The organism is Agromyces sp. Leaf222 (genome assembly GCF_001421565.1).
Taxonomy (GTDB): domain Bacteria; phylum Actinomycetota; class Actinomycetes; order Actinomycetales; family Microbacteriaceae; genus Agromyces.
In genome coordinates, this window is the sequence record NZ_LMKQ01000001.1 from 1972391 (window position 1) to 1984857 (window position 12467).

Genomic DNA, 12467 nt, shown 5'->3' on the forward strand with positions numbered 1-12467 from the left:
CCGGAGTAGCGTGACCGCATGAGCACCAGCACCGACGCGTCCGCCGCAACGGCCGAGCGATACCGCGTCTTCGCCGAGGTCGAGGCCGACGGCATGTCCGCCACGTACGAGGCCTGGGCCGCAGGGGTGGCGACGGATGCCGCGGTGCAGGCGCTCATCGACGAGCTGCCCGCGCCCAAGCGGCAGCCCAACCTCGTCTTCTCGGCCGCGCGCCTGGTCGGAGCGGAGCCCGGCCCGTACGCGGAATTCGCCGCATGGCTCGCTGGGCACTGGAACGCCGTGCGCGAGGTCGCGATGACGCACGCGACGCAGACGAACGAGGCCGCACGCTGCGCCCTGCACCTGCCGGTGCTCGCCGGCATCGAAGGCCCCATCGCCCTGCTCGAGGTCGGCGCCTCCGCCGGACTCTGCCTCTACCCCGATCGGTACAGCTACCGGTACACCGGGCAAGCCCTCGCCGGCACCGCACACCTCGACCCCGCCGACGGCCCGAGTCCGGTCGTGCTCGACTGCGCGATCAGGGGCACGACACCCCCGCCCGTGTCGACGAGCATGCCCGAGATCGTCTGGCGCGCCGGCATCGACCTCAACCCGCTCGACGTGCGCTCGCGAGCGGATGTCGACTGGCTCGACGCTCTCGTCTGGCCCGAGCACGACGACCGGCGGGCCCGCCTCCGCGCCGCAGCCGAGATCGCCGCGGCGGACCCGCCCCGGCTCGTCGGCGGGGACCTCAACGAACAGCTGGCCGCGCTCGCCGCAGCCGCCACGCGGGAGGCCACTCTCGTCGTGTTCCACACGGCGGTGCTCATGTACCTCGACGAACCAGGACGCGAGCGCTTCACCAGGCTGGTGCGGGGACTGCCCGGCCACTGGCTCTCCTGCGAGGGCCGGAACGTGCTCCGCGGCATCCGGGTGCGCGACGACGTGCCCAACGAGCGCAGCGATCTCGTGCTCGCCCTCGACGGCGTCCAGGTCGCCTGGGCGCAGCCCCACGGGCGTGCGCTCACGTGGGTGCCGAATCCCTAGACTTGGCGCATGCGCATCCACATCGCGACCGATCACGCCGGCCTCGAGTTCAGCCGTACGCTCGTCGACCACCTGACCAACGCCGGTCACGAGGTGCTCGACCACGGCCCCACCGAATACGACGCCCTCGACGACTACCCGGCGTTCTGCATCAACGCGGCGCTCGCCGTGGCCGCCGACCAGTCGGCGGGCGTGCACGCGCTCGGCATCGTCTTCGGCGGGTCGGGCAACGGCGAGCAGATCGCCGCCAACAAGGTGCGCGGCATCCGGGCCGCCCTCGTGTGGAGCATGGACACGGCGATCCTCTCCCGCCAGCACAACGACGCGAACGTCATCTCGATCGGCGCCCGCCAGCACACGGTAGAAGAGGCGATCCGCTACATCGACGCGTTCATCGCCGAGCCCTTCTCGGGCGACGAGCGTCACGCCCGCCGCATCGCGCAGCTCGCCGAGTACGAGACCACTGGCGACATCGCCGGCAAGGGCGTGAACCGCCCCGCCGCGACCGAGGCGTAGGGCGCCGCGTGCCCGAGGGGCATTCCGTCCACCGCATCACCCGGCAGTTCGAGCGAAACTTCGTCGGGCACGTCGTGCGCGCCTCGAGCCCGCAGGGCCGCTTCGTGCAGGGCGCCGCCGACCTCGACGGCCGCCGGGTGACCGATGCGCGCGCGGTCGGCAAGCAGATGTTCCTCGGGTTCGAGGGCGACCGGTGGCTGCGCGTGCACCTCGGCATGTACGGCGCGTGGGACTTCGCGGGCGACATCCTCATGGACGCCACGATCGCGTCGGCGAACGGCCGCATGGGGCAGACGAACCAGCGCGGCACGTTCCTCGATCGGGACAACCCCGACGCCGTGGTGTTCGACTCCGCCGGCGAGAACTCGCTCACCTCGATCGGGGCACCCCGCCGCACGCGTCTGCGCATGTCCGAGTCCGAGAAGGAGGGCGCGCGTCTCGAGACGTTCCCGCCCGAGCCGATCGGCCAGGTGCGCGTGCGCCTGCTGACCGAGTCGGTGTGCGCCGACCTGCGCGGGCCGACCGCGTGCGAGGTACTCGACCCGGCCCAGGTGGAGGCGATCGTCGCGAAGCTCGGGCCCGACCCGCTGCTCGACCCCGGGCCCGACGCCGAGGAGCGGTTCACGAGCGTCGTGCGCCGAAAGCCGACGCCCATCGGCCTGCTGCTCATGGACCAGAACGTCGTCGCCGGCATCGGCAACGTCTATCGCGCCGAACTCCTGTTCCGCGCGCGCCTGAACCCGCACACCCCGGGCCGGCTCGTTCCCGAAGCGCTCGTCCGCGACCTCTGGCGGGACTGGGCGAAGCTGCTCGCGATCGGCGTCGAGACCGGCCAGATGATGACCATGGACGACCTCGACCCCGAGGCCTACCGTGCCGCGATGGCGAGTCGAGACGACCGCCACTGGGTCTACAAGCGCGAGGGTCAGCCGTGCCGCGTGTGCGGCACGAACATCGTGCTCGAGGAGATGGGTGCCCGCAAGCTCTACTGGTGCCCGAGGTGCCAGGCGTGACGAGCGTGCAGGTGCCGGATGCCGCTGCGCCGCTGCTCCTCTCCGGTGCACGTCTGCCCGGCTCGCCCGGGCCCGTCGACCTGCACGTCGTCGACGGACGGGTCGCGTCGATCCGGCCGTCCGGCGGCATGCCCGAGCGACGTGCCGACGACGGTGCCGCCGTTCGTCGGGTCCACCTCGACGGACGGTTCGTGGTCCCGGGCCTGCACGATCGCCACGTGCACGCGTCGCAGTGGGCGATGGTGTCACGCCGGCTCGACCTCGCGGATGCCGGGTCGGCGGCCGAGGTCGCGGCGCTGGTCGCGGCATCCGTCGACGCGGCCGTCGCGTCGGGAGCGGGCGAGGTCATCGGCTTCGGCTACCGCGACGGGCTCTGGGCCGATGCCCCCACGCTGGCCGTGCTCGACGCGGTCTCGGGTGACGTGCCCGTCGTGCTCGTCTCGGCCGACCTGCATGCGTGCTGGCTGAACTCGGCCGCGGCCAGGCGCCACGGCGTGCTCGAGACGGCCGGCACGTCGGGCGTGCTGCGTGAAGACGACTGCTTCGCACTCGTGCGCGAGCTCGACGACATCGCCGACGACGTGCTCGACGCCTGGGTCGGCGACGCGGCCGAACGCGCCGCGGCGCGCGGCGTCGTCGGCATCACCGACTACGAGATGCGATGGAACCGCGACGACTGGGCCAGGCGGGCCGCCCGCGGCATCCGCTCGCTCCGGGTGTCGTTCGGCGTCTACACGCAGCACCTCGATCGTGCGATCGCCGAGGGCCTGCGCACGGGCGACGCGATCGAGGGCACCGGCGGCCTCGTGACGGTTGGCGGCTACAAGGTCATCACCGACGGTTCGCTGAACACCCGAACGGCCTGGTGCTTCGACCCGTATCCCGGACTCGACGCGCACGAGCACCCATACGGACTCGCGACGGTGCCGTTCGACGAGCTCGTGCCGCTCATGCGTCGCGCGTCGCAGGCCGACCTCACGCCGGCCGTGCACGCGATCGGCGACCAGGCGAACGCGCGCGTGCTCGACGCGTTCGAGCGTGTGGGATGCCGCGGCTCGATCGAGCACGCGCAGCTGCTCCGCCACGAGGACGTCGCGCGCTTCGCCGCGCTCGGCGTCGTCGCGAGCGTGCAGCCCGAGCACGCGATGGACGACCGCGACGTCGCCGAACGCTACTGGGCGGGTCGCACCGACCGCGCGTTCATGCTCGCCGAGCTCGCCACGGCCGGCGTCGAGCTCGCGCTCGGCTCGGATGCTCCGGTGGCACCGCTCGACCCGTGGGTCGCGATCGCCGCCGCGGTGGGTCGCACGCGCGACGGCCGCGACCCATGGCACCCCGAGCAGGCCATCGCCGCTCGGGTCGCCCTCGCGGCATCGACGAACGGCGCGGGCGATACCGTGCGCGAGGGCATGGCGGCCGATCTCGCGGTGCTCGAACGCGACCCGCTCTCGGCCACGGTCGACGAACTGCGCACGATGCCGGTCTCGGCGACCCTGCTGGCCGGTCGGTTCACCCACTCGACGCCGTCGGTCGGCTAGCGGAGGCGAGGAGCGGAGGCGAGGAGCGGAGGCGAGGAGCGGAGCGTCTCGAGCCCTCGATCTCATCGCTCGAGCGAGCAACGGGGGAAAACCCCCCTCGCGGTTCGGGCGTCCGCCGGCTGGGCCGGCCGATCGCCGCTCGCGAGGCTGGAGGCATGCTCCAGACCCGACTCCGCAGACCCGCTGTCACGATCGGCAGCGCCATCGCCGCGCTGGCCGCGGGCGGCCTCGTCGCGCTCTCGTTCGCCGGATGCGGCATCGTCGCCCCCGGCCCGGTCGACACGACCGGCGAGGTCGACTTCGACGCACCGCTCGCGATCCCGCCGCTCGCCGAGTCGCACCTCGACGCCGACGGCACGCGGGTGTTCGCACTCGACGCGCAGGCGGGCAGCACCGAGTTCGCCCCGGGCGCCACGAGCGCGACCTGGGGCTTCAACGGCTCGTTCCTGGGCCCCACGCTCGTCGCCGACCGCGGCGAGCGCGTGCGCGTCGACGTCACGAACTCGCTCGACGAGGCCACGACCGTGCATTGGCACGGCATGCACCTGCCGGCGGCGATGGACGGCGGCCCGCACCAGATGATCGAGCCCGGCGGCTCGTTCTCGCCCGAGTGGGTCGTCGACCAGCCGGCGGCGACCCTCTGGTACCACCCGCATCCCCACGGCGAGACCGAGTCGCACGTGACGAAGGGCCTCGCGGGCATGTTCCTGCTGCACGACGAGGCCGAGCGCGCGCTCGGCCTGCCCGGCGCGTACGGCGTCGACGACATCCCGGTGATCGTGCAGGACGCCGGGTTCTCGGCCGATGGCGTGCGCGAGGACGCGCAGCGCGGCTACGCGGGCGGGCTGGGCGACGAGCTCCTGGTCAACGGGACGCGTGGCCCCTTCCTCGAGGTCGGGACCGAGCTCGTGCGACTCCGGCTGCTGAACGCGTCACCCGCGCGCACCTACGCGTTCACCTGGAGCGACGCGCGACCCGTCGAGCTGATCGCGACCGACGGGGGCCTGCTCGAGGCATCCGTCGCGCTCGACCACGTTCGGCTCTCGCCCGGCGAGCGCGCCGAGGTGCTGCTGCGCGTCGCCCCGGGCGAACGGGTCGTGCTGCAGTCCCGCATGACGGCGGAGACCGCCGGGCTCGAACCGGTCGTCGCCTCGATGAACGGGGGAGCCGACGCGTTCGACGTGCTCGAGGTGCGCGCTGCCGACGAACTCGCGCCCGCGGCATCCGTCGCTTCGAAGCTCGCCGAGATCACCGACTTCGACGAGGCCGACGTCGCGACCACCCGCACCTTCGAGCTCGGCGACAGCTTCGAGATCAACGGCGAGGCCATGGACATGGGCCGCATCGACGAGACCGTCACGGTCGGCACCCTGGAACGCTGGGTCGTCGAGAACTCGAATGCCGTGCCGCACAGCTTCCACGTGCACGACGTGCAGTTCCGCATCGCGTCGATCGACGGCGAGGCGCCGCCGCCGGAGCTCGCGGGCTGGAAGGACACGATCTTCACCGAACCCGAGACCACGTACGAACTGCTCATGCGCTTCGACGACTACGCCGACCCGGGCACGCCGTACATGTACCACTGCCACCTGCTGTGGCACGAGGATCAGGGCATGATGGGCCAGTTCGCCGTCGTCGAGCCCGGTCAGCGTGCGACGATGAGCGAAGGAACCCACCATGAGCACTGAGACCATTCCCGCCGATCCGGCCGCCACGAGCGAGGTCGGAACGACGGATGCCGCGCCCCGCCGTCGCAGCTACTGGCGGCTCTGGGCGGGCGTGCCGCGCGAACTCGGGTTCCTCATCCTCACGATGCCGATCGCGATCTTGGGGCTCGTGGTCGTCTCGACCCTGTTCTTCACGGGCATCGGCACCATCGCGCTCGTCTTCGGCATCTTCCTCGTCGTCGCCGCGCTCGGCACGGCGCGAGGGTTCGGCGTGCTCGAGCTCGTTCGGCTGCACTGGGCCGGCCGACCGCCGATCGCGCAGCCGGTCTGGAACCGCGACGGACGTGAGAGCGGCTTCTGGCGGTCGGTCTTCGCCCCATTCGTCGACGGGCACTACTGGCTGTACCTGCTGCACACGCTCATCATCAATCCGATCGTGAGCGTCGTGACCTGGAGCCTCACGATCACGTGGGTCGCCGGCGCCGTCGGCGGCACGACGAGCTGGATGTGGCGCGGCTTCATCCCCGAGTACGACCGCGACTTCTGGCTGCACGACGTCGTGCTCGACTACCTCTTCCCGAAGAACGCCTTCACGATCGAGCCCTCGATGGGCGAGACGGTGTTCGAGTTCATCGTCGGGCTGATCTTCCTCGGGACCCTCCCGTTCGTGTTCCGGGGCCTCACCGCCCTGCACCACGTCATCGCCAAGGGCCTGCTCGGAGCCTGGCGCAGCGAGATGCTCGAAGCCGAGGTCACGAGGCTCTCCGCGTCGCGGGGCGCGGCGGTGCAGGCCGAGGACGCGTCGCTCCGACGCCTCGAGCGCGACATCCACGACGGGCCGCAGCAGCGGCTCGTGCGCCTGCAGATGGACCTCGCGAGCATCGAGCGCGCCCTCGAGCGCGACCCCGAGGCCGCGCGCGACATGCTCGGCGAGGCCCGCGAGCAGGCCCGTGAGACGCTCGACGAGCTGCGCGCCCTCTCGCGCGGCTTCGCGCCGCCGATCCTGCAGGATCGCGGACTCGCGGTCGCGCTCGAGTCGCTCGCTGCCCGCAGCGTCATCCCCGTGACGGTCGAGCTCGAACTGCCGACGGATGCCGCGCTCCCCGCCTCGATCGAGCGCAACGTCTACTTCGTGGCGGCCGAGCTGCTCACGAATGCGGTGAAACACGCCGAGGCGAGCGGACTCCGCCTGCGCGTGAGCACGCGCGACACCGGCGCGACCGGGCGCTGGATCGACCTCTGGGTCACCGACAACGGGCGCGGCGGCGCATCCGCGGTGCCCGGGCACGGGCTCGCCGGGCTCGACGAGCGCGTGCGCGGGCTCGACGGGGTGCTCGTGGTCGACAGCCCGGTCGGCGGGCCGACCTCGATCGGCGCGCACATCCCGTACGTGGCGCTCGCGGCATCCGACCGTCCCTGAGCCGTCGTGGCCGCCGTCCGCCGCCGCGCGGCGAACGGCGGCCTCGATAGGGTTGGCGCATGACCGACCCGGCGCCGCGCCCGCTCCGCATCGTGCTCGCTGAAGACTCCGTGCTGCTGCGCGAGGGCCTCGTGCGCCTGTTCGGCGAGGCCGGTTTCGAGACGGTGGCCGCCTACGGCGACGCGGACACCCTGCTCGACGACCTCGAGCGTGCAGCCCCCGATGTCGCGGTGCTCGACGTGCGCATGCCGCCGACCTTCCGCGACGAGGGCGTGCGTGCGGCGATCGAGATCCGCCGGCGGATGCCGCGGGTCGGCGTGCTGCTGCTCAGCCAGTACGTCGAGGGCACGTACGCCAACGAGCTCCTCTCGTCGGGCGAGGGCGGAATGGGCTACCTGCTGAAGGACCGGGTCGCCTCGCTCGACGAACTGCAGGACGCCGTCGAACGCGTGAGCCAGGGCGGCACGGTGCTCGATCCGCAGGTCGTGCGCGAACTGCTCGCGCGACGCGGCGACCCGCTCGCGTCGCTCACGCCGCGCGAGCGCGAGGTCATGGCGCTCATGGCCGAGGGGCGCACGAACGCGGGCATCGCGAAGCAGCTCTTCATCGGCGTCGGCGCCGTCGAGAAGAACGTCACCTCGATCTTCCAGAAGCTCGCTCTCGAGGACTCCGGCACCGACCACCGCCGCGTGCTCGCGGTGCTGGCCTGGCTGCAGCGCTAGGCGTCGGGCGTCGCCGGCCGAGCGTCGGGTGCCATGGCTCAGGCGTCGGGCGAGCGCCGCAGCGGGACGTGCACGCGGAGGATGTGCGTGTAGCTGCGGTATCCCCACCTCATCCAGAGCACGAAGGCGACCCCGGCCAGGACCGCGCCGACGGCGAGTGCCCAGCCGGCCGAGCGCGTCGTCGCGTACACGAGGGCGCCGACCAGCAGCCCGCCGATGGCGGTGTTGACGACCAGCATCACCATCATCGAGCTCGCGAAGACCTGCGAGCGGTCGCGCGTCGCGAACGGGAAGTACGTGCGATGGATGCCGGGCGCATCATCGGTCGTGCCCATCAGGAGGTACGGCTCGATGCCGGGGTCGAGGTCGACGTAGGCGCCGCGCAGCCGGTTCATCGCGAGCACGTAGGCGAGGTCCTCGGTGGCGGTGTTGAACACGCGGATCTGCGTGATGATCCCGAGCAGCACGAGGAGCACCAGCACCCCGATGGCCGCGAGCCCGAACCAGCCGCGGAACCCGGTCGCGTTGCCGAGCACGCCGAGCGTCACGAGCCCCGCCGAGACGAGCGTGAGGAAGATCGCGATGCGGGTGAGCACCTCGCTCTGCGTCGTGCTGCGCGACGCGAGCAGGCTCCAGTGCTCGGTGGCCAGCATCTGCGCGCGCAACGACTTCTGCGCGTCGGTGAGCGGCGCATCGGCAGGTGGCACCGACGACGGAACGGGCCCGGGTGCGTCGGCCGTCATAGCGGCATTCTGCACCCGGGCCCGTCAGGCCGCCAGCGTCGCGTCGGCTGCGCGTCCTCGCGAACTACACCTAGGCGACGGCGACGTGCGAGGAGAGGAACCAGCGGTCCTTGTCGAGGCCGCGACGGATCTCGATCACGACGTCCTGGCTGGCCGGGTCGAGCTCGGCGAGGCCCTCGATGGCGGCGTTCACGCGCTGCGTGACGACGTCGATCTGCGCGACGACGTCGGCGATGGCCTCTTCGTAGGGCAGGAACCCGAGCTTGGGGTTCGCGCCGGCGCTCTTCTGCGCAACGGTCGCGAGGCGTCCGTCGATCGGCAGGCCGAGGGCGACGACGCGCTCGGCGGCGGTGTCCGACCACTCCTGGGCGTGGTCGACGACCGAGTCGAGCAACTCGTGTACGGCGATGAAGTTGGCGCCGCGCACATGCCAGTGCGCCTGCTTGCCGTTCACGGCGAGGGCGATGAGCTCGTGCACGACGGGCGTGAGGAACTGTGCGGCCCCGGCGGCGACGTCGGCCGTGGAACCCGTCTGCGGTGTGGTCTGGATGTCGGTCATCTGGTCCACCTCTCCTGAAGCGTGTCGTTCGTCTGTCAGATGCAACGCTACGCGTCCTGTCAGGTATTTCAAGGAAGGGAAGGCTGGGCTGATCTGGCATTCCTGTTCGCCCAGAGCGGATGCCGCGGCATCCGCCCCTCGTCACCTCTGCTGTTCGGCGGGCTCGATGGCCCGGTGCCGACCGGACGCGAGGCTCAGGCCGATTCCGGCGAGCCCGCCGACGACGATGAGCACGGCCGCCCAGACGGTGAGCGCATCGGGCGCGACGATCGACTGGCCCCTGAGCGCCTGCCAGGTCACCAGCGCGACGACCGCAGCCCAGACCGCGGCGACCGTCCACACGAGACCGATGCGCGTGCGAACGCTGCGGAACGCGACGACCCGGCGCGACGCGAGCTCGATGAGCAGGAGGGCGAGCGGAATGAGCTGCAGCGCGTGCATGCCCACGAAGTGCGGGATCCGGAGGTCGCCGTGCTCGGTCGACCAGCCCAGCACCGGCAGGCCGGGGCCGCCGTCGCCCGCGCCGACGGTGTGCGCACCGATGATGTCGCCGCCGGACGCGAGCTGCGCCTCCGTCGGCATGGTCATGAGGAACCCGAGGCCGAGGCCAACGAGGCTGATCGTCGACCCGAGGCGGATCGCGAGCGTGCGCGCCCGGTCGGCGCCAGGGGTGAACCAGAGCAGGACCGCCGCGACGAGGGTCGCGAGCCACAGCACCATGATCGCCGTCCCCATGATCGACCAGAGCGCCTCGTCGAGCGGGTTCGCGTTGTTGTAGTGGCTGCGGTGCCCGCGCACGACCTGCAGCGTGATGATCGCGAGCTCGGCGAGCAGCGTGACCGAGATGACGGTCCCGGCCCACCACGCCGTGCGGCGGAACCTCGTGAGCTGCCCGATGAGCCACGCCCAGGTGACCGCGTAGATCAGGATCGAGACGCCGAACTTGAGGGCCTTCGCCCAGATCGGCGCACCGACGAGCTCACGCTGGTCGAACACGAGTCCGACGACGGATGCCACGCTCACGAGCGCGCTGGCCGCCGCGAGGGCCATGAGCGGCCGGTGCCAGCGGATGCGCTGCGGCTCCGAGCCGTGGGCCGGCTGCGGCCGGCGGTCTTCTGCGGTGGAGCGGACTTCGACGGACATGGCGTCTCCCCGTGACGATTCGCCCGGAATCTCGGGCACGGGGAGAACGTACGAACGGGCGCGGCGGGCCGTCAGCCGGTCCGCCCCCGTGGGAAGCGGGGGAGAACCCCCGCAACCGGCGTGGCGATCGTGCCGCCGTTCGGCGCCGGGAACGACGAACGCCCTGCCGGAGGTGCATCGGCAGGGCGTCGTATGGAGGGGATGACGGGAATCGAACCCGCGTGATCAGTTTGGAAGACTGAGGCTCTACCATTGAGCTACATCCCCGTGACCCGATTTCGGGCACTCGATCATCGTAATGCATCTTGAGTGCTCGACCGTTCACCGTGGTCGTCGACGCGCGCAGGTTCAGGGCCCGCTCGTGCAGTAGACTTTCGGGGGTCCACCCGTCTTCGTGCCGTTTCGGCGTGCCTCGGCGTGTGGGCAGACGAGTTGCGTCAACGACTCGGGGCGTAGCTCAGCTTGGCTAGAGCGCCCGCTTTGGGAGCGGGAGGTCGCAGGTTCGAATCCTGTCGCCCCGACGGGTCGTGAGACTCGACACGAACTTCCACCAAACAGGAGAGATCTTCACATGCCGACCACTTCGGTTGAGAAGCTGAGCCCCACTCGCGCCAAGCTCACCATCTCGGTGACGCCCGAGGAGCTGAAGCCCAGCATCGCCCACGCGTACGAGCACATCGCCGAGCAGGTCAACGTGCCCGGCTTCCGCAAGGGCAAGGTGCCGCCGCCCATCATCGACCAGCGCGTCGGCAAGGGCGCCGTGCTCGAGCACGCCGTGAACGAGGGCCTCGACGGCTTCTTCCGCGCCGCGGTCGCCGAGCACGAGCTCCGCCCGCTCGGCCGCCCCGAGGCCGACATCGTCGAGTGGCCCAGCGACAAGGACTTCTCGGGCGACCTCCTCCTCGCCATCGAGGTCGACGTGCGCCCCGAGATCGAGCTGCCCGCCTACGACGGCCTCGAGATCACCGTCGACTCGGTCGAGGTCGGCGACGACGAGGTCACCGAAGAGCTCGAGCGTCTCCGCACCCGTTTCGGCACGCTCGCCACCGTCGATCGTCCCGCCGCGAAGGGCGACTTCGTGACGCTCGACCTGGTCGCCACGATCGAGGGCGTCGAGGTCGACACCGCCAACGGCATCTCCTACGAGCTCGGCTCCGGCGAGCTGCTCGAGGGCATCGACGAGGCGCTCGACTCGCTCACCGCCGGTGAGACCACCACGTTCGCGTCCAAGCTGCTCGGCGGCGAGCACGAGGGCCAGACCGCCGAGATCACCGTGACCGTCGGCGCCGTCAAGGAGCGCGAGCTCCCCGCCGCCGACGACGACTTCGCGCAGATCGCCAGCGAGTTCGACACGCTCGACGAGCTGACCGCGAGCCTGACCGAGCAGGTCGCCCGCAACAAGTCCTTCGGCCAGGGCTCGCAGGCCCGCGACCTCCTCGTCGACAAGCTCCTCGAGCTCGTCGAGGTCCCCGTCGCCGACAGCGTCATCGAAGACGAGGTGCACCGTCACCTCGAGGGCGAGAACCGCCTCGAAGACGACGAGCACCGCGCCGAGGTCACCGAGGCGAGCACCAAGTCCTTCAAGACGCAGATCGTGCTCGACGCGATCGCCGAGGCCGAGCAGGTCAAGGTCAGCCAGGAGGAGCTCACGCAGTACCTCGTGCAGGGCGCCGCGCAGTACGGCATGGACCCCAACGAGTTCGTGCAGATCCTGAGCCAGCAGGGCCAGATCCCCGCCATGGTCGGCGAGGTCGCGCGCAACAAGGCGCTCGCGATCGCGCTCGGCAAGGCGAAGGTGTCGGATGCCGCGGGCAAGCCCGTCGACCTCTCCGAGTTCACCGCGGTCGCCGACGACGAGGCTGCCGACGAGGCTCCCGTCGCCGAGGAGGCGCCGGCTGCCGACGAGGCTCCGGCCGCCGAAGAGGCTCCGGCCCCCAAGAAGCGCGCCACGAAGAAGGCCGCAGCCGAGGCCGAGGCTCCGGCCGAAGACGCCGCGGCAGAGAAGAAGCCGGCTCGCAAGCGCGCGCCGAAGAAGGCCGACGCCGAGTAATTCGAGCGTTCGATCACCGCAGGGCCAGACGTCTCGACGTCTGGCCCTGCGTCGTTCTCGCAGGAGGAAC

Annotated in this window: 11 protein-coding genes and 2 tRNA genes; 9 read left to right on the forward strand and 4 right to left on the reverse strand. The window is 71.3% G+C overall.

From position 1 onward, the window contains the following. The first annotated feature begins 18 nt into the window (after positions 1-18). The 7 genes from ASE68_RS08665 to ASE68_RS08695 all read left to right on the forward strand — a co-directional run bounded on the left by ASE68_RS08665 (position 19) and on the right by ASE68_RS08695 (position 7902). Positions 19-1026, forward strand: a complete 1008-nt coding sequence (locus tag ASE68_RS08665) for a DUF2332 domain-containing protein (protein ID WP_055857457.1) — start codon at positions 19-21, stop codon at positions 1024-1026. A 9-nt stretch (positions 1027-1035) separates the two neighbouring features. Further along, positions 1036-1542, forward strand: coding sequence for a ribose-5-phosphate isomerase (locus ASE68_RS08670; protein WP_055857459.1), 507 nt, complete (start codon positions 1036-1038; stop codon positions 1540-1542). An 8-nt stretch (positions 1543-1550) separates the two neighbouring features. Next, on the forward strand, positions 1551-2555 hold the full coding sequence (locus tag ASE68_RS08675) for an Fpg/Nei family DNA glycosylase (RefSeq protein WP_055857460.1): 1005 nt from the start codon (positions 1551-1553) through the stop codon (positions 2553-2555). Beyond that, complete coding sequence (locus ASE68_RS08680; RefSeq protein ID WP_235480802.1) at positions 2534-4093, forward strand: amidohydrolase; 1560 nt, start codon at positions 2534-2536, stop codon at positions 4091-4093. The genes ASE68_RS08675 and ASE68_RS08680 overlap by 22 nt, the downstream gene beginning before the upstream one ends. A gap of 155 nt (positions 4094-4248) precedes the next feature. Further along, positions 4249-5781, forward strand: coding sequence for a multicopper oxidase family protein (locus ASE68_RS08685; protein WP_055857462.1), 1533 nt, complete (start codon positions 4249-4251; stop codon positions 5779-5781). Continuing rightward, the gene (locus ASE68_RS08690; RefSeq protein WP_082462134.1) at positions 5771-7180 is read left to right on the forward strand and encodes a sensor histidine kinase; all 1410 of its coding nucleotides are present in this window, start codon (positions 5771-5773) and stop codon (positions 7178-7180) included. Before ASE68_RS08685 ends, ASE68_RS08690 begins: the two co-directional genes overlap by 11 nt. A 59-nt stretch (positions 7181-7239) precedes the next feature. Then, on the forward strand, positions 7240-7902 hold the full coding sequence (locus ASE68_RS08695; protein ID WP_055857464.1) for a response regulator transcription factor: 663 nt from the start codon (positions 7240-7242) through the stop codon (positions 7900-7902). A 38-nt stretch (positions 7903-7940) separates the two neighbouring features. Here the strand turns inward: ASE68_RS08695 and ASE68_RS08700 are convergent, their stop codons facing one another. The 4 genes from ASE68_RS08700 to ASE68_RS08715 form a co-directional block, all read right to left on the reverse strand. Then, entirely contained in the window at positions 7941-8645 is a 705-nt protein-coding gene (locus ASE68_RS08700; RefSeq protein WP_082462135.1) for a hypothetical protein, read from the reverse strand. Positions 8646-8715: 70 nt separating this feature from the next. Continuing rightward, positions 8716-9204 (reverse strand): Dps family protein, encoded by a 489-nt coding sequence (locus ASE68_RS08705; protein WP_055857466.1) that lies wholly within the window; start codon positions 9202-9204, stop codon positions 8716-8718. A 141-nt stretch (positions 9205-9345) separates the two neighbouring features. Further along, complete coding sequence (locus ASE68_RS08710) at positions 9346-10347, reverse strand: hypothetical protein (RefSeq protein ID WP_200921685.1); 1002 nt, start codon at positions 10345-10347, stop codon at positions 9346-9348. A gap of 193 nt (positions 10348-10540) precedes the next feature. After that, positions 10541-10614: transfer RNA gene (locus ASE68_RS08715), tRNA-Gly, on the reverse strand. Between the two features lie 179 nt (positions 10615-10793). Between ASE68_RS08715 and ASE68_RS08720 the strand changes: the two genes are divergently transcribed. Both ASE68_RS08720 and tig read left to right on the forward strand, forming a co-directional pair. Next, a tRNA-Pro gene (locus ASE68_RS08720) sits at positions 10794-10868 on the forward strand. 50 nt (positions 10869-10918) lie between these two features. Further along, on the forward strand, positions 10919-12397 hold the full coding sequence (gene tig, locus ASE68_RS08725) for a trigger factor (RefSeq protein WP_055857468.1): 1479 nt from the start codon (positions 10919-10921) through the stop codon (positions 12395-12397). The last annotated feature ends 70 nt before the right edge of the window (positions 12398-12467 follow it).

Coding starts and splice junctions, on each gene's coding strand:
- ASE68_RS08665 (WP_055857457.1), top strand. CDS start 19: ATGAGCACCAGCACCGACGCGTCCGCCGCAACGGCCGAGCGATACCGC.
- ASE68_RS08670 (WP_055857459.1), top strand. CDS start 1,036: ATGCGCATCCACATCGCGACCGATCACGCCGGCCTCGAGTTCAGCCGT.
- ASE68_RS08685 (WP_055857462.1), top strand. CDS start 4,249: ATGCTCCAGACCCGACTCCGCAGACCCGCTGTCACGATCGGCAGCGCC.
- ASE68_RS08690 (WP_082462134.1), top strand. CDS start 5,771: ATGAGCACTGAGACCATTCCCGCCGATCCGGCCGCCACGAGCGAGGTC.
- ASE68_RS08695 (WP_055857464.1), top strand. CDS start 7,240: ATGACCGACCCGGCGCCGCGCCCGCTCCGCATCGTGCTCGCTGAAGAC.
- ASE68_RS08700 (WP_082462135.1), bottom strand. CDS start 8,645: ATGACGGCCGACGCACCCGGGCCCGTTCCGTCGTCGGTGCCACCTGCC.
- ASE68_RS08705 (WP_055857466.1), bottom strand. CDS start 9,204: ATGACCGACATCCAGACCACACCGCAGACGGGTTCCACGGCCGACGTC.
- ASE68_RS08710 (WP_200921685.1), bottom strand. CDS start 10,347: ATGTCCGTCGAAGTCCGCTCCACCGCAGAAGACCGCCGGCCGCAGCCG.
- tig (WP_055857468.1), top strand. CDS start 10,919: ATGCCGACCACTTCGGTTGAGAAGCTGAGCCCCACTCGCGCCAAGCTC.